This window comes from Bacillus sp. FSL R5-0422 (genome assembly GCF_038610765.1).
GTDB lineage: Bacteria > Bacillota > Bacilli > Bacillales > Bacillaceae > Bacillus > Bacillus pumilus_O.
Map to the genome: position 1 here is coordinate 863,517 of NZ_CP152014.1, position 21,524 is coordinate 885,040.

Annotated in this window: 19 protein-coding genes, 17 tRNA genes and 2 rRNA genes; 31 read left to right on the plus strand and 7 right to left on the minus strand. The window is 40.9% G+C overall.

What is annotated here, in order from left to right:
• Positions 1-146 precede the first annotated feature (146 nt).
• From MKX52_RS04195 to MKX52_RS04300, 22 genes are all read left to right on the plus strand, one after another.
• Positions 147-3,077 (plus strand): 23S ribosomal RNA (locus MKX52_RS04195).
• A gap of 109 nt (positions 3,078-3,186) precedes the next feature.
• Positions 3,187-3,302 (plus strand): 5S ribosomal RNA (rrf, locus tag MKX52_RS04200).
• 9 nt (positions 3,303-3,311) lie between these two features.
• A tRNA-Asn gene (locus MKX52_RS04205) sits at positions 3,312-3,386 on the plus strand.
• 4 nt (positions 3,387-3,390) lie between these two features.
• A tRNA-Ser gene (locus MKX52_RS04210) sits at positions 3,391-3,481 on the plus strand.
• A 17-nt stretch (positions 3,482-3,498) separates the two neighbouring features.
• Positions 3,499-3,573: transfer RNA gene (locus MKX52_RS04215), tRNA-Glu, on the plus strand.
• A 31-nt stretch (positions 3,574-3,604) separates the two neighbouring features.
• A tRNA-Val gene (locus MKX52_RS04220) sits at positions 3,605-3,680 on the plus strand.
• Positions 3,681-3,695: 15 nt separating this feature from the next.
• Positions 3,696-3,772: transfer RNA gene (locus tag MKX52_RS04225), tRNA-Met, on the plus strand.
• Between the two features lie 22 nt (positions 3,773-3,794).
• Positions 3,795-3,871: transfer RNA gene (locus MKX52_RS04230), tRNA-Asp, on the plus strand.
• 18 nt (positions 3,872-3,889) lie between these two features.
• Positions 3,890-3,965: transfer RNA gene (locus MKX52_RS04235), tRNA-Phe, on the plus strand.
• Between the two features lie 6 nt (positions 3,966-3,971).
• Positions 3,972-4,044, plus strand: a tRNA-Thr gene (locus MKX52_RS04240).
• A 15-nt stretch (positions 4,045-4,059) separates the two neighbouring features.
• Positions 4,060-4,144: transfer RNA gene (locus tag MKX52_RS04245), tRNA-Tyr, on the plus strand.
• Between the two features lie 9 nt (positions 4,145-4,153).
• Positions 4,154-4,227: transfer RNA gene (locus tag MKX52_RS04250), tRNA-Trp, on the plus strand.
• A gap of 30 nt (positions 4,228-4,257) precedes the next feature.
• Positions 4,258-4,333: transfer RNA gene (locus tag MKX52_RS04255), tRNA-His, on the plus strand.
• Positions 4,334-4,342: 9 nt separating this feature from the next.
• Positions 4,343-4,414 (plus strand) — tRNA-Gln (locus MKX52_RS04260).
• Positions 4,415-4,421: 7 nt separating this feature from the next.
• Positions 4,422-4,496, plus strand: a tRNA-Gly gene (locus MKX52_RS04265).
• 5 nt (positions 4,497-4,501) lie between these two features.
• A tRNA-Cys gene (locus MKX52_RS04270) sits at positions 4,502-4,572 on the plus strand.
• A gap of 13 nt (positions 4,573-4,585) precedes the next feature.
• Positions 4,586-4,674, plus strand: a tRNA-Leu gene (locus MKX52_RS04275).
• Positions 4,675-4,710: 36 nt separating this feature from the next.
• A tRNA-Leu gene (locus tag MKX52_RS04280) sits at positions 4,711-4,792 on the plus strand.
• Positions 4,793-5,047: 255 nt separating this feature from the next.
• Complete coding sequence (locus tag MKX52_RS04285; RefSeq protein WP_342491550.1) at positions 5,048-5,473, plus strand: hypothetical protein; 426 nt, start codon at positions 5,048-5,050, stop codon at positions 5,471-5,473.
• Between the two features lie 422 nt (positions 5,474-5,895).
• Positions 5,896-6,690: a phosphotransferase gene (locus tag MKX52_RS04290; protein WP_342491551.1), complete on the plus strand. Its 795-nt coding sequence runs from the start codon at positions 5,896-5,898 to the stop codon at positions 6,688-6,690.
• A gap of 146 nt (positions 6,691-6,836) precedes the next feature.
• Complete coding sequence (locus MKX52_RS04295; protein WP_144458841.1) at positions 6,837-7,268, plus strand: hypothetical protein; 432 nt, start codon at positions 6,837-6,839, stop codon at positions 7,266-7,268.
• A 64-nt stretch (positions 7,269-7,332) separates the two neighbouring features.
• On the plus strand, positions 7,333-8,037 hold the full coding sequence (locus MKX52_RS04300) for a hypothetical protein (protein ID WP_342491552.1): 705 nt from the start codon (positions 7,333-7,335) through the stop codon (positions 8,035-8,037).
• Positions 8,038-8,055: 18 nt separating this feature from the next.
• Here MKX52_RS04300 and MKX52_RS04305 read toward each other — a convergent pair whose 3' ends face one another.
• The 5 genes from MKX52_RS04305 to MKX52_RS04325 all read right to left on the minus strand — a co-directional run bounded on the left by MKX52_RS04305 (position 8,056) and on the right by MKX52_RS04325 (position 10,829).
• Entirely contained in the window at positions 8,056-8,613 is a 558-nt protein-coding gene (locus MKX52_RS04305) for a histidine phosphatase family protein (protein ID WP_342491553.1), read from the minus strand.
• Positions 8,614-8,668: 55 nt separating this feature from the next.
• Positions 8,669-8,860 carry a hypothetical protein gene (locus MKX52_RS04310; RefSeq protein WP_217015563.1) on the minus strand — a complete coding sequence of 64 codons (192 nt, stop codon included), beginning with the start codon at positions 8,858-8,860 and terminating at the stop codon, positions 8,669-8,671.
• A gap of 122 nt (positions 8,861-8,982) precedes the next feature.
• Positions 8,983-9,252, minus strand: coding sequence for a hypothetical protein (locus MKX52_RS04315; protein WP_041815304.1), 270 nt, complete (start codon positions 9,250-9,252; stop codon positions 8,983-8,985).
• A gap of 65 nt (positions 9,253-9,317) precedes the next feature.
• The gene (locus MKX52_RS04320; protein WP_088003878.1) at positions 9,318-10,007 is read right to left on the minus strand and encodes a DUF1963 domain-containing protein; all 690 of its coding nucleotides are present in this window, start codon (positions 10,005-10,007) and stop codon (positions 9,318-9,320) included.
• Between the two features lie 18 nt (positions 10,008-10,025).
• Positions 10,026-10,829 (minus strand): DUF2262 domain-containing protein, encoded by an 804-nt coding sequence (locus tag MKX52_RS04325; RefSeq protein WP_144504885.1) that lies wholly within the window; start codon positions 10,827-10,829, stop codon positions 10,026-10,028.
• A 534-nt stretch (positions 10,830-11,363) separates the two neighbouring features.
• Between MKX52_RS04325 and MKX52_RS04330 the strand changes: the two genes are divergently transcribed.
• On the plus strand, positions 11,364-13,304 hold the full coding sequence (locus MKX52_RS04330) for an LTA synthase family protein (RefSeq protein ID WP_012009359.1): 1,941 nt from the start codon (positions 11,364-11,366) through the stop codon (positions 13,302-13,304).
• Between the two features lie 162 nt (positions 13,305-13,466).
• Positions 13,467-14,033, plus strand: a complete 567-nt coding sequence (lepB, locus tag MKX52_RS04335) for a signal peptidase I (protein ID WP_342491554.1) — start codon at positions 13,467-13,469, stop codon at positions 14,031-14,033.
• Positions 14,034-14,073: 40 nt separating this feature from the next.
• Here the strand turns inward: lepB and MKX52_RS04340 are convergent, their stop codons facing one another.
• Positions 14,074-15,369 carry a homocysteine synthase gene (locus MKX52_RS04340; protein ID WP_217017003.1) on the minus strand — a complete coding sequence of 432 codons (1,296 nt, stop codon included), beginning with the start codon at positions 15,367-15,369 and terminating at the stop codon, positions 14,074-14,076.
• Positions 15,370-16,133: 764 nt separating this feature from the next.
• Between MKX52_RS04340 and MKX52_RS04345 the strand changes: the two genes are divergently transcribed.
• From MKX52_RS04345 to MKX52_RS04375, 7 genes are all read left to right on the plus strand, one after another.
• A complete protein-coding gene (locus MKX52_RS04345) occupies positions 16,134-16,346 on the plus strand; it encodes a hypothetical protein (protein ID WP_012009371.1) in 213 nt (70 codons plus the stop codon).
• A gap of 115 nt (positions 16,347-16,461) precedes the next feature.
• On the plus strand, positions 16,462-17,208 hold the full coding sequence (locus MKX52_RS04350) for an ABC transporter ATP-binding protein (RefSeq protein WP_041815311.1): 747 nt from the start codon (positions 16,462-16,464) through the stop codon (positions 17,206-17,208).
• Positions 17,186-18,652 carry a hypothetical protein gene (locus MKX52_RS04355; RefSeq protein ID WP_144458730.1) on the plus strand — a complete coding sequence of 489 codons (1,467 nt, stop codon included), beginning with the start codon at positions 17,186-17,188 and terminating at the stop codon, positions 18,650-18,652. The genes MKX52_RS04350 and MKX52_RS04355 overlap by 23 nt, the downstream gene beginning before the upstream one ends.
• Positions 18,636-19,541, plus strand: coding sequence for a PqqD family protein (locus tag MKX52_RS04360; RefSeq protein ID WP_119124616.1), 906 nt, complete (start codon positions 18,636-18,638; stop codon positions 19,539-19,541). Before MKX52_RS04355 ends, MKX52_RS04360 begins: the two co-directional genes overlap by 17 nt.
• Positions 19,538-19,819, plus strand: coding sequence for a hypothetical protein (locus MKX52_RS04365; RefSeq protein WP_012009367.1), 282 nt, complete (start codon positions 19,538-19,540; stop codon positions 19,817-19,819). The genes MKX52_RS04360 and MKX52_RS04365 overlap by 4 nt, the downstream gene beginning before the upstream one ends.
• A gap of 81 nt (positions 19,820-19,900) precedes the next feature.
• Positions 19,901-20,581, plus strand: coding sequence for a hypothetical protein (locus MKX52_RS04370; protein ID WP_144468264.1), 681 nt, complete (start codon positions 19,901-19,903; stop codon positions 20,579-20,581).
• A gap of 127 nt (positions 20,582-20,708) precedes the next feature.
• Positions 20,709-20,782, plus strand: a tRNA-Gly gene (locus tag MKX52_RS04375).
• 98 nt (positions 20,783-20,880) lie between these two features.
• On the opposite strand, the gene MKX52_RS04380 is transcribed toward MKX52_RS04375, so the two are convergent.
• On the minus strand, positions 20,881-21,477 hold the full coding sequence (locus MKX52_RS04380; protein ID WP_260859181.1) for a hypothetical protein: 597 nt from the start codon (positions 21,475-21,477) through the stop codon (positions 20,881-20,883).
• Between the last annotated feature and the right edge of the window lie 47 nt (positions 21,478-21,524).

The following is a 21,524-nucleotide window of genomic DNA, read 5'->3' on the forward strand; positions in this document are numbered from 1 at the left end:
TTTAGTTTTGAAGGATCATTCCTTCAAAACATGTCTCTAGCGAGACAGGATTGTTCTTTGAAAACTAGATAACAATAAGTAATACATTCACATTGAATGCAATGCAAAGTTCATCACACATAGTGATTCTTTCTAAAGTAAGAAATGGTTAAGTTAGAAAGGGCGCACGGTGGATGCCTTGGCACTAGGAGCCGATGAAGGACGGGACGAACACCGATATGCTTCGGGGAGCTGTAAGCAAGCTTTGATCCGGAGATTTCCGAATGGGGAAACCCACTGCTCGTAATGGAGTAGTATCCATACTTGAATACATAGAGTATGAGAAGGCATACCCGGGGAACTGAAACATCTAAGTACCCGGAGGAAGAGAAAGCAAATGCGATTCCCTGAGTAGCGGCGAGCGAAACGGGAACAGCCCAAACCAAGAGGCTTGCCTCTTGGGGTTGTAGGACACTCTATACGGAGTTACAAAGGAACGATATAAGCGAAGAGGTCTGGAAAGGCCCGCCAAAGAAGGTAACAGCCCTGTAACTGAAATGTTGTTCTCTCCAGAGTGGATCCTGAGTACGGCGGAACACGTGAAATTCCGTCGGAATCCGGGAGGACCATCTCCCAAGGCTAAATACTCCCTAGTGACCGATAGTGAACCAGTACCGTGAGGGAAAGGTGAAAAGCACCCCGGAAGGGGAGTGAAATAGATCCTGAAACCGTGTGCCTACAAGTAGTCAGAGCCCGTTAAAGGGTGATGGCGTGCCTTTTGTAGAATGAACCGGCGAGTTACGATCCCGTGCAAGGTTAAGCAGAAGATGCGGAGCCGCAGCGAAAGCGAGTCTGAATAGGGCGCATGAGTACGTGGTCGTAGACCCGAAACCAGGTGATCTACCCATGTCCAGGGTGAAGTTCAGGTAACACTGAATGGAGGCCCGAACCCACGCACGTTGAAAAGTGCGGGGATGAGGTGTGGGTAGGGGTGAAATGCCAATCGAACCTGGAGATAGCTGGTTCTCTCCGAAATAGCTTTAGGGCTAGCCTCAAGGTAAGAGTCTCGGAGGTAGAGCACTGATTGGACTAGGGGCCCCTACCGGGTTACCGAATTCAGTCAAACTCCGAATGCCGATGACTTATCCTTGGGAGTCAGACTGCGAGTGATAAGATCCGTAGTCGAAAGGGAAACAGCCCAGACCGCCAGCTAAGGTCCCAAAGTATACGTTAAGTGGAAAAGGATGTGGAGTTGCTTAGACAACCAGGATGTTGGCTTAGAAGCAGCCACCATTTAAAGAGTGCGTAATAGCTCACTGGTCGAGTGACTCTGCGCCGAAAATGTACCGGGGCTAAACGTATCACCGAAGCTGCGGACTGTTCTAACGAACAGTGGTAGGAGAGCGTTCTAAGTGCTGTGAAGTCAGACCGGAAGGACTGGTGGAGCGCTTAGAAGTGAGAATGCCGGTATGAGTAGCGAAAGACGGGTGAGAATCCCGTCCACCGAATGCCTAAGGTTTCCTGAGGAAGGCTCGTCCGCTCAGGGTTAGTCGGGACCTAAGCCGAGGCCGAAAGGCGTAGGCGATGGACAACAGGTTGATATTCCTGTACCACCTCCTCACCATTTGAGCAATGGGGGGACGCAGGAGGATAGGGTAAGCGCGGTATTGGATATCCGCGTCCAAGCAGTTAGGCTGGGAAATAGGCAAATCCGTTTCCCGTGAAGGCTGAGCTGTGATGGCGAGCGAAATTTAGTAGCGAAGTTCCTGATTCCACACTGCCAAGAAAAGCCTCTAGCGAGGTGAGAGGTGCCCGTACCGCAAACCGACACAGGTAGGCGAGGAGAGAATCCTAAGGTGATCGAGAGAACTCTCGTTAAGGAACTCGGCAAAATGACCCCGTAACTTCGGGAGAAGGGGTGCTTCTTAGGGTGTTAAAGCCCCGAGAAGCCGCAGTGAATAGGCCCAGGCGACTGTTTAGCAAAAACACAGGTCTCTGCGAAGCCGTAAGGCGAAGTATAGGGGCTGACGCCTGCCCGGTGCTGGAAGGTTAAGAGGAGCGCTTAGCGTAAGCGAAGGTGCGAATTGAAGCCCCAGTAAACGGCGGCCGTAACTATAACGGTCCTAAGGTAGCGAAATTCCTTGTCGGGTAAGTTCCGACCCGCACGAAAGGCGCAACGATCTGGGCACTGTCTCAACGAGAGACTCGGTGAAATTATAGTACCTGTGAAGATGCAGGTTACCCGCGACAGGACGGAAAGACCCCGTGGAGCTTTACTGCAGCCTGATATTGAATGTTGGTACAGCTTGTACAGGATAGGTAGGAGCCTTGGAAACCGGAGCGCTAGCTTCGGTGGAGGCATCGGTGGGATACTACCCTGGCTGTATTGACCTTCTAACCCGCTGCCCTTATCGGGCAGGGAGACAGTGTCAGGTGGGCAGTTTGACTGGGGCGGTCGCCTCCTAAAATGTAACGGAGGCGCCCAAAGGTTCCCTCAGAATGGTTGGAAATCATTCGCAGAGTGTAAAGGCACAAGGGAGCTTGACTGCGAGACCTACAAGTCGAGCAGGGACGAAAGTCGGGCTTAGTGATCCGGTGGTTCCGCATGGAAGGGCCATCGCTCAACGGATAAAAGCTACCCCGGGGATAACAGGCTTATCTCCCCCAAGAGTCCACATCGACGGGGAGGTTTGGCACCTCGATGTCGGCTCATCGCATCCTGGGGCTGTAGTCGGTCCCAAGGGTTGGGCTGTTCGCCCATTAAAGCGGTACGCGAGCTGGGTTCAGAACGTCGTGAGACAGTTCGGTCCCTATCCGTCGCGGGCGCAGGAAATTTGAGAGGAGCTGTCCTTAGTACGAGAGGACCGGGATGGACGCACCGCTGGTGTACCAGTTGTTCTGCCAAGGGCATCGCTGGGTAGCTATGTGCGGACGGGATAAGTGCTGAAAGCATCTAAGCATGAAGCCCCCCTCAAGATGAGATTTCCCATTCCGCAAGGAAGTAAGATCCCTGAAAGATGATCAGGTTGATAGGTCTGAGGTGGAAGCGTGGTGACACGTGGAGCTGACAGATACTAATAGATCGAGGACTTAACCTATATTCTATTGTGAAGTTTGAACATTGTTATCTAGTTTTGAGAGAACATTTTTTAAATATCTCTTGATTTATTTTCAATACATAGTATAATATCTTTTGTCACTAAATTGTCTGGTGATGATGGCGAAGAGGTCACACCCGTTCCCATACCGAACACGGAAGTTAAGCTCTTCAGCGCCGATGGTAGTTGGGGGTCTCCCCCTGTGAGAGTAGGACATCGCCAGGCTTTCTTCATTCCGCAGTAGCTCAGTGGTAGAGCTATCGGCTGTTAACCGATCGGTCGTAGGTTCGAATCCTACCTGCGGAGCCAATTTGGAGAGCTGTCCGAGTGGCCGAAGGAGCACGATTGGAAATCGTGTAGGCGGTAACCCCGTCTCAAGGGTTCGAATCCCTTGCTCTCCGCCACAATTTACATAATAGAGGGCCCGTTGGTCAAGCGGTTAAGACACCGCCCTTTCACGGCGGTAACACGGGTTCGAATCCCGTACGGGTCACCATTTTACAGAATATACACCAGTGTTTTTATTTGGAGGATTAGCTCAGCTGGGAGAGCATCTGCCTTACAAGCAGAGGGTCGGCGGTTCGAGCCCGTCATCCTCCACCATATCTTTTATATCATCGCGGGGTGGAGCAGTTCGGTAGCTCGTCGGGCTCATAACCCGAAGGTCGCAGGTTCAAATCCTGCCCCCGCAACCAAATTATTTTATACAACCAAAATGGTCCGGTAGTTCAGTTGGTTAGAATGCCTGCCTGTCACGCAGGAGGTCGCGGGTTCGAGTCCCGTCCGGACCGCCATTTTTAAAAAGAATACATGGCTCGGTAGCTCAGTTGGTAGAGCAACGGACTGAAAATCCGTGTGTCGGCGGTTCGATTCCGTCCCGAGCCACCACTATTTGCCGGTGTAGCTCAATTGGTAGAGCAACTGACTTGTAATCAGTAGGTTGGGGGTTCAAGTCCTCTTGCCGGCACTGTTTTTCAAATGTGGAGGGGTAGCGAAGTGGCTAAACGCGGCGGACTGTAAATCCGCTCCCTCCGGGTTCGGCGGTTCGAATCCGCCCCCCTCCACCATTTTTTCATAGGGGCATAGTTTAAAGGTAGAACAGAGGTCTCCAAAACCTCCGGTGTGGGTTCGATTCCTACTGCCCCTGCCAATTTTCTTAATATGATTCATAACATCTATGGCGGTTGTGGCGAAGTGGTTAACGCACCAGATTGTGGCTCTGGCACTCGTGGGTTCGATTCCCATCAATCGCCCCATTTTATTATTGGGCTATAGCCAAGCGGTAAGGCAACGGACTTTGACTCCGTCATGCGTTGGTTCGAATCCAGCTAGCCCAGTTAATTTGCGGAAGTAGTTCAGTGGTAGAACACCACCTTGCCAAGGTGGGGGTCGCGGGTTCGAATCCCGTCTTCCGCTCCAATAATGGCGGCATAGCCAAGTGGTAAGGCAGAGGTCTGCAAAACCTTTATCCCCGGTTCAAATCCGGGTGTCGCCTTTTTGAAAAGACTGCCGGGGTGGTGGAATTGGCAGACACACAGGACTTAAAATCCTGCGGTAGGTGACTACCGTGCCGGTTCAAGTCCGGCCCTCGGCACCATGTTTTTAATTATAAGTTGCGCTCTTTAATGATCATGCCGGTGTGGCGGAATTGGCAGACGCGCACGACTCAAAATCGTGTTCCTCACGGAGTGCCGGTTCGACCCCGGCCACCGGTATCTACTTTTAGATATTCTTTATGATGGTCAAGTACAGAAGAATAAAGGAATATCTACGTTTCAAACGTCTTTCTACAAATTGTAGGAGGGCGTTTTTTTATTTGTTTTTTAGCTGATTTTTCACACGAAAAAATTTCTTCAAATCGTGTTCAAAGGAAATTAACTTTTACTTTAATGATGGTTACCTTATGATTAAACTAAAGAGGCAGGATAATAGAAGAAGGATTGTATAAATTATACATAGGTGGTGTTGTAATGATTACGGTTAAAAATTCTGAAAGTTATCTTAAAGATAGCATTGGTGAAGATATCGATGATATAAAAAAGGTTTGGGAAACATTTAAAGCTTTTTCAAAGGAGACTGTTGAGGGCGAAGAAGATAAAGAAATTTTATTTCAGTGTGGTGTCTATGATTTTACAGGAGAGGAACTATTTCATTTTGACTTGGTACGTCAGTTTACAGTTTATGAAGAAGATGATTATTCACACATGGAACAACTGCACTGTGAATTTTTATTTAAACCAACAAGCAAGTTAAAAAAGTTAAAGGTGGTAGAAGAATGGTCAATGGATTATGACGATATAGATCATTTTTTTAATCATATTGAAAGTATTCATGAATTTACAATACCTTTGAGTTTAAAGCCGATAAAATTAGACATATATCAAGAAGAACTTTAATTCTTATTTTATTAAGAGGTGCTTTACTTTAAAAGGGGATACCGTGCCTTTTGGAATAATTGATCGCGGAGTGCCGGTTTGACCCCAGCCACCAGTATCTATTAAAAGTTTCATAATCGGTTTTTACCGTCAACCTAACGTTCCACCCTCGTGGTGAAGCGTTTTTTTGTGGTTTAAAAGAGTTATTTAAATAAAAAATAGAAACCTATTAGAAAATAATGAGTATGTACTTCTTTAGCAGATTAATCTTTAGATGATTTGCAACATTTGATAAGATACATTTAACCATGGAAGGAAACAAAACGGTGTAGCACATTTACATCAAACAGTGCACTTTCTTTGAATAACTAAATGAATATTTGTGGGTACATACACATCTTTAGCTGACATCATCATTGTGACCCAGTTTGAGGGGAGAATTTATGAAAAAACAAAATGATCATGAGGAGTTATTGACAGGTGGAAATGTCTCGAACGTTTATCGTTCGGGAGAGACGGTTCGTCGAGAAGTAAAGTCAGACAATATTAATATACGAAAGCTGCTGAAACATTTAGAAAAAAAGAATTTCTCCTATGCTCCAAAGTTTTTAGGGGTTGATGAAAAAGGCCGAGAGATCTTGTCCTTCATTGAAGGTGTAGCCGGTCATGATCCCTTAGAAGAATACATGTGCTCTCACAACGCTTTAAAAGAAATAGCAAGAATGCTTAGACGGTATCATGATGCTATTTGTGATTTTCCCATTTCAGACGATTGGAAACGAATGGACAATACGCCTAACAACATAGAGGTTGTGTGCCATAATGATTTTGCGATGTACAACATTATTTTCAAAGATAAAAAGCCAGTGGGGATCATTGATTTTGATGTAGCTGCTCCGGGTCCAAGACTTTGGGATATCGCTTATACCCTTTATACATGTGTGCCTCTCAGTAGATTTTTTCGCACTGAAGCGGGGGAGATCGTTCATTATCACGCATTAGAACATGCAGGCCATATAAAGTATAGAGTCAAACTGTTTTTTGAAGCTTATGGTGAGGAAATAGCAGAAGATTATGTGGAGATGGTGCTGCTGCGTTTAAAAGGGTTATGTCAGTACATGAAACGAAAAGCGAGTGACGGGGATATTGCTTTTCAAAAAATGATTGATGAGGGGCACCTTGAACATTATCAAAAAGACATAAAATTCATTCATGAACACAGAAAAGAATGGGTTTGAGAATGCCAAGGGCCTTCAAAAAGAGAAGGAACAATTAGGTGTTTATACCATTCTTATCACGCTTAAATTAGAGACTAAAAGAAATTGACTTTATCTAGACCTAAAGTTATTTTTGAAATAGAGAGATTTGAAGGGGGCTGGAAATGTTGTTTGAAGTGATCGTTTATGATAAAGCAAAATATCATTATGATGGGGATTTTCCAAAGGACTTATCTATTGATCAAGCCTTCGTACATACAGGCATGTTTTTGGGTTGGATTATTGATAATGATTTGTTCAGTGAAGAATTTGAAGAAGACATTGAGGTTGAGATTCAAAAATTCAAATCACGAGAAGTGACAGGGACTCAAATTTATATGGACTGTGATGGAGTGTTTTCAAATGATATGCTGAATGATGAAGGAAATGAATTTGCCCAAGATTATTTCGATTTTGAAAATGGGTTGTATTTAGATGACTACGAGGAGACATTTCCAGAAGCCGAAGATGTATATGATGTTAAAGATAGTTGGGAGAACTACGAAAAAATCAAAAAAGTGATTCAAAAACGTTATTTAGATTGGATGAATCAGCGTTAAGACATCAGATTTATGATTCAATTATAAATGAGTAATAGAATGTTAAAAAGGCGGAGTTGTTAACTTGCAAATGAAGACGATTTTACAGACCCTCATTGAAGACGAGAGATCACATGATTATCCGCTTTTTAGACAGTACTGTGTGAAGAAAGAACAGGGTCTGCGTAAAGATGCGTTAAAGGTTCTCCAGTTATTTGTTGAAGAGATGAATGAGAATGAATTTGCAGCACGGCGTTCATTTGTTGCTTGGCTATTTGAGAAAATTGAACGGTGTGACGATGGCCATCATGTGCTTGTGTATCCATTGATAATGGGGGTGATTCAGCCTGTTCTGCAAGAGTGGGAGAAGGTTGATCCGTTTGATGCGAGACCGTATCGCTGGCAAGGCTTGTTTGTGCATCAGGGAGAAGGGCTACCCTATTTATTGAAAGCACTAGAGCTTGGAGGCAGCAAGGAGCAGCGTGTCATTTTTCAAATTTGCGAAACCTATTTATCTGCTTTATGGTATTCGTATCATCATATACATGAAGATCTTTATTTAAGCACCTATGAGAATGACCAAGAGCGAATTCAAGGTATTGAAGATGTCATGATGCTGATTGAAGATAAGATAATTCGCACTAATGTTGAAAAACAAGTAGCCTATTATGGTCAGCTTTTATCGGACTGGATGGAATTTCAGCAAACGGAGACAAGTGGCTTCATGAAATGGTGTGCGGAGCGTCAGAAGCCGTATGAGTGGGTAGAAGCTTTTTATTATCAACAATAGATGAGGAAACGGCAGAGTTCATTCTGCCGTTTCTTTATGCCATATTCGCTCTATTTCTACATGATCTGGTTTGAAATATGTCAGGACATAGACATCTGGATTGCTTAGTTTCTCCCACTCTTTGAATCCAATCGTGGGATCGGCGTGTTTAAGAAGCAAGCTCATGATATTGCCATGTGTGACAAATAGCGTATGATCTTTTTCTGAATTTATTTGTTCGTAGAGTACTTCTACAATGCGATTCATGGCTTCAAGGCTTGATTCTCCGCCCTCATAAGTCAAATGTAAATCCGTAAAACTGCGCTTTAATTTCTCATACCAATCGTCCATTGGTTTGCTGCTTAGCACACGTTCAGCTAGGCGTTGATCAATTTTCACTTCGAGTTGTTTTGCATGAGCAAGAGGCTCAGATGTTTGGATCGCTCGCTTATAGGGACTTGAGATGATCTGATTGAGATGGATGCTGGAAAAGAACTGTGCTAGTGCGTGAGATTGTGCGATGCCTTGTAGTGTTAAAGACGCATCCTCGGATTGTCCATTGGCTTGGCAGTGTCTAACGATATAATATGTTTTCATAGGTCACACCTTTCATGAGTATAAAAAAATCATCCAGGATTGGATGAGGATAGGTTCATTTGTTCGGGTCTATTTCTTTATAGGGATCTGTGAGCTTTGAGGTGAGGTCTAAGTTGAACAAAAAATCATCTACGGTGTCTGTGCCAAAGGGAAGTGCGGAGAAGTTAATTGGGATGCTGTCTTCCTGTTTCTCAGAGGTGATCTGCTGTGTTTGTTGCTTTTTTTTCCAGTACTTAAACAAGCGCATGTGAAGCCCCCTTTTATATGAAAAAGATGGATTTATACATAATATACGGGGAGAGTTGTCCAGGCGTCAAATGTTTTCTTCAAAAGAATATATGAAAAGAGCCACACAGGATAGTGCGGCTCTTACATAGCACGATGTAATGCTTTTAGCAATTTGCGTTCGCATTTTAAGTTGTATCGCTTGCGATGGAGTTTATTCGTGTTACATCTGCCAATGACGTGTCTGACATCTTGATGATAAATGATAAGTTGTCTGTAAGCTGGATTATTTAATAATGCATGAAACCAGCTATACCTTTTGAGCTCGCTTGCGTTTCGAGAAATATCCTCTTCATCTACCTGTAGAAAAGGAATATACACAGCTAGTGAGAAGATATCAAAAATGAATCCCATGTTAGTTCCTCCTTCCATATTATTTCCTACGCTTAGAAGGAGGGAAGGTTTCATTCAATCAAACTTTAAAAACAATCCCAATGCATAAACCATTCTTTTGTGTCTTTGTCGTAATAGAAATACATCGTGCCGTTATCACCAATCATAAACCGAGGTTTTTCTTCTGAGGCGATTTGTAGCATGAATTCGCCTGGTTGATGATGGGGTGGGGATTGAATATATGCGCCATACCCACCAATTTTTGTGAATGAATAATTGGTGTATTGATCAAAGAAGTGTTCTGTCGCTGCATCACTTTCATTTACTTCTGATAAATCGACGTATGACCACGCTTCTTCCCAGCAAGGGTGGTCTTCTTGCTCACTTTTCTTCCATTGAATTTGAAAGGGTTTTAATCCTCTCACTTCTTCGGGAGTCTCAACTACTTCTAATCCATCCATAGTTGAATATTCAATGAGTTTCCAGCCTTCGCCGTTTTTGGTGATATCTATCGGAAGTGCTTTCTGATTGAGAAAGATTTGAATCAATTTACATTCATTGAATCCGTTTAATCCTCCTGGCACTTCAGGTAAATGAATTTGTAAGATCGGAATCATGGCACCATCTTCATCTATGGGCCAGCCTTGAGCAGGGTGGATGAAGAAATGACCGGCAAACCAGCTGTGTGCTGTTGGATCAGGACGAAAGCCACCAATCTTAGCCATGACGGGTGTTTTTCCTATTTGTTTTAATTCATGAAAAGCTTTGATCTCCATTACTTACCCCTCCAATCTTTAGCCTGCAATGTGAGCGTCATGAAAGGTGCCATTGATATTACCTGAGACAATGATGACATGTCCCCAAAATAAATCACCGTCGTGACAGTAGACCTCAAACTCTCCATCTGGGTAGGCATGCAAGCTTTCGAGTGAGATGCGGCTTATAAAGTGATCCAGCGTAAGCTCTTCTTGTGTTTCGGCGGAGTCATCTTGTGACTGCCAGTCTTTAGCTAGTTCAATCAGTTGATTTGCTGCAAATGATTTAATAGAAGCATCCCATGTGCTCTGCTCTTCCATGAGCTGTCTAGCGGTTCGAAGAGAGTCGTTTATTTTTTCGTCTTCTTCGAGGTTGAAATAGAGAAGGCACTCTTCATTGCTCCATTGGATTGTTGTTTCAAACAAGTCTAGTCCTTTCACTAATTCAAAGGTGCCTAGCAGGTCATCATGATAAAAGACAGGTTTTTGGGCTTCTTCTAGAATCTCTTGTAGCTCTTTATCCTGTGTATTTGTATCGATAAGTGATACTAGCATGAACTCACCTTCACCTTTTCGGACCTGAAGTGTCACAATTGATTCTTTATGTAATTGTGCCTGCTTTTCCCTTAACCCCTCTTCATCTGTTAACCAACATAGCCTTATGTTTTCGGTTGTGATGAGGTTTTTATCTTTCCATGCAATTAGTGGAATAGAAGCGGTCCAAAGGGCTTCCTGTCCGGCTTTTCCTGCACCTACTCCTGAAGGTCCTGTGACAGCAATGATGTGGTCTATTTCTTCTGAAAATCGTTCTTCAAATGCATTTATTTGTTTGTTATGTTTCATGTAAATGTCCTCCAGCCTGATTTGTTGAAAATCTATATCTTTATCACACCGCATATGAGGAGGAGAAATCAAGCTTTTTCTGCTTAAAACTTTTTTAGATTGTCAGAGAAGAGAAAATACATGGATGGCCTTGAGGTTGAGTCACAATAAACACGAATAAGATATGTATCGAATTTTGTATAAAATTAGGATAAAGAGTCGAAAGACCTAGGTGATTCTTCCTTTTCTTTATAATTACTTTGACACGAATGGATGAAAAAAGTAAAGTAGTACTGAGTGATTTACAAATCCTTCTTCATTCATTGAATTGCAGAGTGTATGTAAATCAAATGTAAATGGATATTTTTCCTTTTATTTACTCGTATTTTTTTTGAAACCTATGATGCTTCTCATACGTTATATTAAAGGAGCACACATATCCGGCGGAAACAGAGCATCGGAATGCTTGGTGAAGAAGATTTACATTTGCAATATCAATGTAAATTTTTTATGATTTCATTTATATTAGAACGATAATAAGAAAGAAGAGGTTTTATGAAAAAAATATTTGCGAACAAATATAGCTTTTTTGTATTGGCTGTCCTTTTATTTTGGGCGAAATCGTATGCAGCCTACAAAATGGACTTTAATTTAGGAGTGAAAGGTTCTTTTCAAGAGGGTCTTCTTTTATTAAATCCATTTAGTTCAGCCATTGTGTTTTTGGGACTGGCTCTCTTTTTGAAGGGTCGTAAATCTGCCATTGTTTTAATTGTGATTGACTTTATTATGACCGCACTTTTATATGCGAATGTAGCGTACTACCGTTTCTTTGATGACTTTTTGACTTTCTCCACAATGAAGCAAGCAGGCAATCTTGGAGGAGGCATGACTGGCGGTGTGTTATCTAGTATTAAGCCACATGACCTTTTGTACTTCCTTGATATTATTATCTTGATTGCGATTGTGATCTGGAGACCAGAAGTGAAGAAATTCCAAATGAAAAAGACATTTGCACTGTTAATTGTGGCTGCAGGTGTAGGACTATTCTTTGTAAACCTTCATTTAGCTGAAAAGGATCGTCCAGAATTATTAACAAGAACATTTGATCATAAGTATGTTGTCAAATATTTAGGTGTTTATAATTATACGATTTATGACGGAGTACAATCTGCACAAAATGCAACACAGGTAGCAAATGCGAGCAGTGAAGATTTAACGGATGTTGTCAACTATACAGCTTCTCACTATGCGAAACCAAACGCAGAGTACTTCGGTAAAGCTAAAGGGAAGAACATTATTAAAATCCATTTAGAAAGCTTCCAGTCTTTCTTAATTGACTACAAACTAAATGGAGAAGAAGTGACACCGTTTTTAAACAAGCTGGCTCATGGGAAAGAGGACTTTACGTATTTCGATAACTTCTTCCATCAGACAGGTCAAGGAAAGACAGCTGATGCTGAGCTGATGATGGATAATAGTATGTTCGGCTTGCCAGAGGGAGCAGCGTTTGTGACAAAAGGTGAAAATACTTACCAATCACTCCCTGCCATCCTAGATCAAAAAGCAGGCTATACGAGCGCAGTGCTTCACGGCGACTATAAATCTTTCTGGAACCGTGACACGATTTATAAGCATATGGGATATGATCAATTCTTTGATGCTTCCTATTACAACATGGATGAAGAAAATCTTGTGAATATGGGTCTGAAGGATAAACCATTCTTCAAAGAATCAATTCCGATGCTAGAATCAATGAAAAAACCATTTTATGCACATTTAATGACATTAACTAATCACTATCCATTTAATTTAGATGAAAAAGATGCGACGATTGCTAAGGCAACAACTGGTGACAAAACAGTAGATAACTACTTCCAAACAGCAAGATATCTAGATGAATCATTAGAGCAATTCTTTAAAGACTTGAAAAAGTCAGGTATGTATAAAGACTCTGTCATTTTATTATATGGTGACCATAATGGTATTTCTGAAAACCATAACCGTGCAATGAGCGAGATTCAAGGGAAAGAAATTACACCTTATCAAAATGCACAAAACCAGCGTGTACCACTCATGATTCGTATTCCTGGCAAACAGGGCGGCGTGAACCATACGTATGGTGGTGAAGTAGATGTGATGCCTACGCTTCTTCACTTACAAGGTATTGATTCAAATGAGTATGTGAATTTTGGAACAGATCTATTCTCTAAGAAGCATGATCAAACTGTTGCATTCCGTAACGGAAACTATGTGACACCAAAATATACACTTGTAGATAACACTGTCTACGATACAAAAACAGGTAAAGTTGTGAAACAAAATAAAAAGACAGAGGCGATTAAAGCCCGTGTCGATAATCAGTTAAGCCTTTCAGATAAAGTGCTTTATAGGGATCTTCTTCGATTCCATAAGCTATCTGACTTTAAGCCAGTGAATCCATCTGATTATTTCTATGGTAAATCAAAAGATAAAGAAGAGGATTCTTCTGCTAAGTAACTGAGTTTTGGGCAAGCACAGAAGGGTGCTTGCCTTTTTCTCTCTCATCGCTTGATTTGTTGGCAAAATATGTTTATATTTATGGTGATACAATACAAGAGTAAATGCTGGCGTAAAGCTGGCAGAAACTCATTTCGTCCTAGGGGATTTCAGGAGGAGCTTATGACAACAAATACAAAAACACAAAAAAAGAAGTCAGAAGTATGGGGCTGGCTTAAAGCGATTTTAATCGCATTCATCGCTGTTTTTATCATTCGTAACTTTTTATTCGCACCGTACATTGTAAAAGGGACTTCTATGCAACCAACATTGCATAATACAGAACGGGTTTTTGTGAATAAAACAGTTGATTACTTCGGTGATTATAAGCGGGGACAGATCATTGTTCTTGATGGGGAAGACCGCAGCACTCATTATGTTAAACGATTAATCGGTTTACCTGGTGATAAAATTGAAATGAAAAATGACCAACTGTATGTCAATGGTCAAAAAGTAGCTGAGCCTTACTTAGCGTCAAACAAAAAGAAAGCAGCAGCAGATGGCATCTTGTTGACACCTGATTTTGGTCCTCTTACCGTACCAAAAGGCAAATATTTTGTCATGGGTGACAATCGTCAAAACTCAATGGACAGTCGCAATGGCTTAGGTCTTTTTACAAAGAGTGATATTCAAGGAACGACATCATTTGTGTTTTATCCTTTCCAAGACGTTCGACTAATTAACGATTAATAACACGTAAAAAAGCACACCACAGTGTGCTTTTTCTATTTTATTCAGCCTGACTTTTTGTGATTGCTTGTTCAAGGTCTGCGATAATGTCTTCAATCGCTTCTGTTCCAACAGATAAACGAATAAGCTCTGGTGTGACGCCTGTCGCTATTTGTTCTGCTTCACTTAATTGCTGATGCGTTGTGCTGGCAGGATGAATAATGAGTGATTTAGAATCGCCCACATTTGCAAGGTGTGAAAATAACTTAACGGAATCAATGAGTTTTTTACCTGCTTCTCGTCCACCTTTAATACCAAATGTGAGAATAGCGCCTTGTCCTTTTGGCAAATAGGTTTGAGCAAGCTCATAAGATTCATGGCTTTCAAGACCTGGATAGCATACCCAATCTACAAGAGGATGATCTTGTAAGAATTGCGCTGTTTTTAACGCATTTTCACTATGTCTCTCCAGGCGCAGATGCAGAGTTTCTAGGCCTTGCAAAAGTAAAAATGAGTTAAAAGGTGATAAGGCTGCTCCTAAATCCCGTAAGAGCTGCACACGTGCTTTTGTGATATAAGCCGCTTCTCCAATTGCTTCGGTATACGTCAGACCGTGATAACTTGGATCTGGTTCAGTCAGCCCCTTGAACTTATCACTGTCAGCCCAAGGAAACTTGCCGCTATCGACAATGACACCGCCAATTGATGTACCATGACCGCCAATGAATTTCGTAGCGGAATGGACAACAATGTCTGCACCAAACTCAATCGGTCTTAATAAATAAGGACTTGCAAGTGTATTATCCACAATAAGCGGGATATGGTGCTTGTGTGCAATGGTTGAGATGGCTTCAATATGTAGAATATCGCCTTTAGGATTCCCAATGCTTTCTGCATACACTGCCTTCGTTTTGTCTGTAATGGCTGCTTCGAGTTCTTCTAAATTGGATGAATCAACAAATTTCACTGTAATGCCGAGTTTTTTGAGTGTATGAGCAAATAAATTGTACGTGCCTCCATAAAGGCTGCTGGATGAGACAATTTCGTCGCCAGCTCCTGCAATGTTTAAAATAGAATAAGTGGTCGCTGCTTGTCCAGAAGAGACAGCAAGTGCACCAATGCCGCCCTCAAGCTCGGCGATCCGTTTTTCAAAGACGTCATTTGTAGGGTTCATAATGCGAGAATAAATATTTCCGGGTTCCTGCAGTCCGAATAAATTCGCCGCATGCTCACTATCTCTAAAACCGAAAGAGCTTGTTTGATAAATAGGCACGGCTCTTGAATAGGTAGCTGAATCAAGCTCCTGACCTGCGTGAATGGCTTTTGTTTCTAAACGGAATGGACGTTCTTCTGACATGTGTGTATCCTCCTTTTGTTAGATAAAACCAACTACTTTGATAAGAAATATTTAATAAGACTATAAATCTTGTTTCATGCTTGGTCAATCATTTTTTAGATAAATCTGAAAAAATAATAAATAAAGTTGATAGGCTGTTTTATTTAATAAGGAAAGGTGGGGACATGCTGGATGAAAAAGAGGGATGGTTTCATTAGAGAATACGGATCCGTTTTTTGAAAGTAATTAATCATTGCCAGCTAGTGAAATCATGGAATGTTTATGTTGTATTGCTTTTTCATAGTAAGAAGCGAATCATATGTTGAATGTGACTTAAGAAAAGGAAGGGCTTTTTTCCCAACGGACTTTCTTGTATATACATATTTTAAGTGACAAGAGAAGAAGGAAAATAGACTCACTCTTTTGTCGGAATTATCAGTAAATATTTCATAAATAGTGTGTTAACGACATATAATCAGGACTTTTTTATCTGATATATCGGGGGAATTCTTTCTATTTCACAAAAAAGAAAGAATATATAAAGGGATTGATAAATAAGGACTATTTCAAAAAATGAAGGTTTTATTGCCATTATATGGGTTTGGTGGTTCTTAAGGGGTGGGAAAATCTAGATAATAAGTTAGGGTTTCTACACTTAAAAGTGAAGAATTGAATAAAAAGTCACATTTTATCCGAAAGTACGTTCGGTCAAAAATGGGATCTTCTGTTGATGTTTGGAGAGTAGAGCCTATGATACGATCATCATAAGCTGGGAGGTGAAAAGTATGACTTATGCAGCGCCGCAAGTTGACTATTCCACTATGGAACCTGCTATTATGGACCAAGCTTGGTTCTTAGTATTTGTTGCTGTCCTTCTTGGATTGGGAGCAACAGTTGTTCTAGGAGCAGCAGTTTGGTGTATAGCTAACGGCAAGGGTAGCTTTACAGGAGCCGTTCAGTGGGAAAGTGGCTTAAAAGTCCAAATTGAATGTAAGTAGCTATACTTAGGATTCATCTTTTTACTTCTATGAAATGACACCAGGGCTAAACCGTCTGTGGCGGGCGGTTTAGCCTGATCTGTTTTTAAAGAATATGCAGACACTTGGAGGTTATATGTTTACGATCGAGAAATTAACCAAGACGTATAAAAATAACGTGACTGCTGTCAAAGATTTTCATTTAAAGATCGACCCTCATCAAATCGTTGCTGTCGCTGGACCGAATGGTTCTGGTAAAACAACGATGATTAACTGTATACTCGGCATCATCAAGCATACAGAAGGAACGATTTTTTTGCAGGACGTCACCAATGACGAACCATCCTTTAAAAAACAAGTAGCCTATGTTCCAGATGATCTGCTGCTCCCTGAAGCATTGACTGGTGCTGAATATTTAGATTTTGTTTCTTCTATGTATGAATGTAAAACAATTCATAGAAGAAATCAACTAATTGAACTGTTTGATATGGACTCAGCTTTATCAAGACCGATTGAAACCTATTCACATGGTATGAAAAAAAAGACACAGCTGATTGCCGCCTTTATGCTTGATAGTCAATTGGTGATCATGGATGAGCCCTTTAGAGGACTTGATATTGAAGCGGTTATAAACACAAAGAAACTGATGAAACGTTATGCCGAGCACCATGGTGCGATCTTGCTTTCAACGCATGATATGCTTTCAGCGGAAGAGCTGTGCCATAAAATCGCCATTATTTCTAAGGGAAATAAAATGGATGAAGGAACGGTCTCAGCTTTAAAGGAGAAGTATCAATCAAGCACATTGGAACAGGTGTTTCTGAAAGCTTCAATGTTAAGTGATAGGGGTGCACATTTTGATGAAATCATTAATCATTTCTAGAATGATGCTTAAAATGTGGCAGCAGGAGATGTATAAGCTCTTTGATACTCAGACCAAGCGGATCATTGTGATCTTATTCTTTTTATTTGCCGTCACAATGGGCGCCATCATCGGATACAGTTTTACGGGTGTCTTTATGAAGGCCTTCTTAAATGGCGATGAACGTTCACTTGGATTACTCGTTGTGTCAATGGCGATCAATGCATCCATCTTTACAAGTCTGTTATTCATTTTGATCAAGGTCAGAACGCCTGAGCAAGACCGTTTTTCTATGCAGCTTAGCTGGTTCCCGCTTTCTACCTTTCAGAAAAGCCTTGGATACTTTATTCCGATGGTGACAGTGGTGGCAGGGCTTGTTTTATTTTTTATCGGTATTTTGCTTTTACCTAATTTTATTGCCCAGGGAATAGGTGTTTATTTTATTGTTACGTTCTTTTTGATGGTGATTTTGCAATCGCTTTTTGTCTTAATGCTTTTGCAACTCATTTACAACATGACGTATTTGGTCGTTCTAAAATTAAAATTACCGTTGCAAAAATTTGCAGCGATCTTTGTTTTATTAGCACTGGTCGTAGCGTATGGAATGACGCATTTTGATATCAGTCAAATTCAGCAATCATATATACAGTTTGATTATCATTTGATGTATTTCACAGCACCGTTTTTCTTAGTGGCTCAAGGAATGTCTCCTGAAGGGGTAAACTATGCAATGTTGATTCTGTTTATCCTTTTATCGGCGGGTGGCGCTTTTCTTTCTCTTGCGATGATGCCGATTATGGCAGAGAAAAAAGCGTTAACCTTTTTAAACAAATTGCCGTTCTCTTCTTCAAAAAAATGGTCACTGATTGTAAAGGAAATGAAATCACAGGTGCGAAATGAAGAAAACATTTTAAATTTTCTCATTCTCCTCATTGTGATCTTATTCGTCCGTTATCAGTTTGGGTTCCGCTTTGAAGAAGAAGCATTTTTTGTTCTCTGTGCTCTCGCTGGATTAACCGCCTTCAATTCATTTGGCAATGATAAACGAATGCTGGGGATGTACAAAACATTTGGCCTAAGATCGTGGGAAGTGGCTCTGTATAAGTTTATCGGGCTTTTGCTTGTTGGTGTAATGCAAATTGCCATCTTCATGCTGACAACGCTGACCCTTCCTGATCAAGTTTGGAACGTATTGATTGGGGTCGCTGTGCTATGCAATGCCACTGCGCTCTTTTATGTGGTAGGTATTTTACTTCCGCTTGATCGGAACAATCCCTACACAGGCATTTTTTCATTTGGAGCACTTATTTTACTCATGATTCCAATTGTTTTTATTGGAAACTATGTCATAGGGGAGTCGAGTCAAACGCTTCAGTGGCTGCTAGTAGCTGCATTTGAAGGTCTGCTCATCTTTGCCATATATAAAGGTTTTTCATGGAGGTATTCACATGATTCAACTTCTTAACAATAAGCTAAAGATTGAGCGGGTACCGGCACTCGCGCCGTATGTGACTTTACAAAAGAGACATCTCACGGATACGCAATATGGAAGCACACTCCCGATTAATGAAAGTGCCTATCATATGTTAACGAAAGTAGATGGAAAAAGGACAGAAGCGAGTATTACAGCAGAGCTCGCCGATTTGTTTCAAGTCGATGAGTCTGTGATTTCTCGAGACTTTTATCAACTGATGATGGGGCTGAACCAGCATCATTTACTGTCTATTCATTATCAATCACCGTATCGGATTGTGACAGCTTGCTGTCAATTTTTCAAACAGTATCAATTGAAAATGAAGGAACGATTTGATTGTACTGGTCACTCGTTCCTTCATATTTTTGGGACAGCATTACTCATGGTGACACGTAAAATCATCTTTTTCTGGATGCTTTTTATGGTCATGGCAGGAATCGCTTTTTTATTCATTCCTGATCGATCAATTGCAGCCATTGCGATTTATTTTACAATTATTTATTTTGGATTAATTACCGGGACCGCCTTACATGAGGCAGCACACGGCTATGCGCATCGTAAATTTGCGGGACGGGATGGTCCACAAGGTTTTTTTGCGAGTGATATGATGTCTGTGAAATTTGTGAGACCTGTATTAGACCCGTTTCAGAAAAAGCAGGTATGGATTACCTTGCTTGGGCCGCTTGTCCCAGGTGTGATCGGAGCAGCAGGGATCATTTTGACCGTATTATGTCTAAAAGAAAATCCAATTTCAACAGGTTTCTTTATTTTTTCTATCACGTATTTTATTCAATTACTCTATCTTCTTCCTTTTATGGGGGATGGTAAATCTATTATGAAGCAGCTACTGCTTGGGGGAATGGGAGGACAACGATCATGAACGTACAGGCGATGAAACAAGGTGCAATTGTTGGTGGTTTTCTTGGGTTTTTAGGCTTTCCGATGCTGACAATCGGTGTATTGTTCTATCATTTATTTCAATCAAAAACGAATGATGCTTTATTATTTAACAGTCTCGCTTTTGAGATGGAAGGTTCATCCGCATTTACTTTTCAGATCAAGCCGAACTTTTTTATTTATATGATGGTGATTTTTGCCGCGAGTTTTCTCATTGTGGCCATCTTATCAGCCATGAAGCAGAAAAAAGCGAAAGGTTAGGAGAATTCTCCTAATCTTTTTTTTGTATATTAAACCAAATATTAGTATAATAGAAAATAAAAAACATCAAAGGGGATCTCAATGTTAAAAAAATGGAGTGTTCTTATATTCACTTTTGTTCTATTAGCAGGATGCGGCGAGAAAGCCGAAGAAACCACGCAAACTGAGAAGACGGTATCAGAAAAACCTGCAACAGAAAAAAATAAAAAAACAGCAACTCAAGATGAAATAACTATCGAACCTATGAAACTAACAAAAAATGAAAAAAATCTTCTGGAATCATTATCAGATAAATCATTTGAAGCGATGACAGTGAAGGGATTAAAAGAAAGTGTCAAAAGTGTTTCCTTGATCGGTTTGCATTACAAGGATGGACAATTATTGAAAGAAGATACAAAAAAAATCACCCTGAAACTTCATCAAAATGGTGTCGATAACAGTGTCAAATTTATCTATCAGCTAGAAGAGAAAAAAGATGATCTGCTAAAAGTAACGTATAGCTTGTGGAAAGATAAAGAGCAGAGGGAACAAACGAAGCTCGCCACTAGCGTTGATTTTAAACAGGACGTGGGAGGAAACACAACGATATCAGAAACAGATATTTTTCACATGTCTCCTGGAGAGAAAAAATTAATTTCTATTACCATCACGACTGGAATGAACTATGAGTTTTCTGGTTTAACAAATTCTGAAAAGATTCTAAAAGAAGAATTAAAAAATGTGAAGCAGGCTTATTTGGTGTATTTGCAGCTCGATAAATAACTATCGTAATATATACAGAGAATATGAAGTTTTTTGACGAAAAATCTTCATATTCTCTTGACGAATTGTTAAGAAAGTTGTAACATAATAAAAGTCAACGCGATGACGTTGCTTTTTAAAAATTGATGCGGGTGTAGTTTAGTGGTAAAACCTCAGCCTTCCAAGCTGATGTCGTGAGTTCGATTCTCATCACCCGCTCCAATACATAATTTTGTTTATAACGCAGTATTTCGTTTCATAGATAAACGAAGTGTTGCGTTTTTTATTATGTCAGTATAATGTGAAAAAGCACTGTCAATCTACAGTGCTTTTTCAATAAGTTCATATTTACTTTCTCCACCATGTATTTGTACAAACATCTTCGTCAAGGATTGAATGAGAGCTTCACACTTTTCCCGAGAAATAGAGGGCGGAAACAGGATGATTTGCAGAATGTTTTTTGTGCCTTGAGAAATGTGAGCTTTACTTGGTTGAGAAAATAATCCTTTAAGTCCTGCTTTGTCTTGCCATTCAATGTGACCAGTCTCATGTTTTGCTAGTGAAAGTGGCTCTTCTACGCGATCAGCATCGAAGGTCAATATAGGCAAGAAATATTTTAAAGAGAAAAAGATCGACAAATCCTGTACGGAATTGGTCGAGTCAATAAATTGTTCCTTTTGGATATCCGCAAGAATTGGCAGGAAAGGAACGTCTTTTAAAAGATCCGTCCATTCTTTGATTGCTGGTACTTCCTCTAAGACTTTATCTTCGTATTCAAAGAATAAAGATTCTTGAAACAGGCGTAACCGGCCTTTTAACATTTGAGGGGATGTGCCAACTTCAATATGAGAATATTCAATCTGTCCAACATGGATAGACGGGTTTTCAGGATGAGAAATTTCCATATGTATCTTCACAGTGACTCACTCCAATCGGTCGTGATACACTCGTATTATACTGAAAA

Excerpts from the sequence above, each read along its gene's own strand:
- MKX52_RS04285 (WP_342491550.1), top strand. The coding sequence starts at position 5,048 with ATGATTACGGTTAAAAATTCTGAAAGTTATCTTAAAGATAGCATTGGT.
- MKX52_RS04290 (WP_342491551.1), top strand. The coding sequence starts at position 5,896 with ATGAAAAAACAAAATGATCATGAGGAGTTATTGACAGGTGGAAATGTC.
- MKX52_RS04305 (WP_342491553.1), bottom strand. The coding sequence starts at position 8,613 with ATGAAAACATATTATATCGTTAGACACTGCCAAGCCAATGGACAATCC.
- MKX52_RS04310 (WP_217015563.1), bottom strand. The coding sequence starts at position 8,860 with ATGCGCTTGTTTAAGTACTGGAAAAAAAAGCAACAAACACAGCAGATC.
- MKX52_RS04315 (WP_041815304.1), bottom strand. The coding sequence starts at position 9,252 with ATGGGATTCATTTTTGATATCTTCTCACTAGCTGTGTATATTCCTTTT.
- MKX52_RS04320 (WP_088003878.1), bottom strand. The coding sequence starts at position 10,007 with ATGGAGATCAAAGCTTTTCATGAATTAAAACAAATAGGAAAAACACCC.
- MKX52_RS04325 (WP_144504885.1), bottom strand. The coding sequence starts at position 10,829 with ATGAAACATAACAAACAAATAAATGCATTTGAAGAACGATTTTCAGAA.
- MKX52_RS04330 (WP_012009359.1), top strand. The coding sequence starts at position 11,364 with ATGAAAAAAATATTTGCGAACAAATATAGCTTTTTTGTATTGGCTGTC.
- lepB (WP_342491554.1), top strand. The coding sequence starts at position 13,467 with ATGACAACAAATACAAAAACACAAAAAAAGAAGTCAGAAGTATGGGGC.
- MKX52_RS04340 (WP_217017003.1), bottom strand. The coding sequence starts at position 15,369 with ATGTCAGAAGAACGTCCATTCCGTTTAGAAACAAAAGCCATTCACGCA.
- MKX52_RS04345 (WP_012009371.1), top strand. The coding sequence starts at position 16,134 with ATGACTTATGCAGCGCCGCAAGTTGACTATTCCACTATGGAACCTGCT.
- MKX52_RS04350 (WP_041815311.1), top strand. The coding sequence starts at position 16,462 with ATGTTTACGATCGAGAAATTAACCAAGACGTATAAAAATAACGTGACT.
- MKX52_RS04355 (WP_144458730.1), top strand. The coding sequence starts at position 17,186 with ATGAAATCATTAATCATTTCTAGAATGATGCTTAAAATGTGGCAGCAG.
- MKX52_RS04360 (WP_119124616.1), top strand. The coding sequence starts at position 18,636 with ATGATTCAACTTCTTAACAATAAGCTAAAGATTGAGCGGGTACCGGCA.
- MKX52_RS04365 (WP_012009367.1), top strand. The coding sequence starts at position 19,538 with ATGAACGTACAGGCGATGAAACAAGGTGCAATTGTTGGTGGTTTTCTT.
- MKX52_RS04370 (WP_144468264.1), top strand. The coding sequence starts at position 19,901 with ATGTTAAAAAAATGGAGTGTTCTTATATTCACTTTTGTTCTATTAGCA.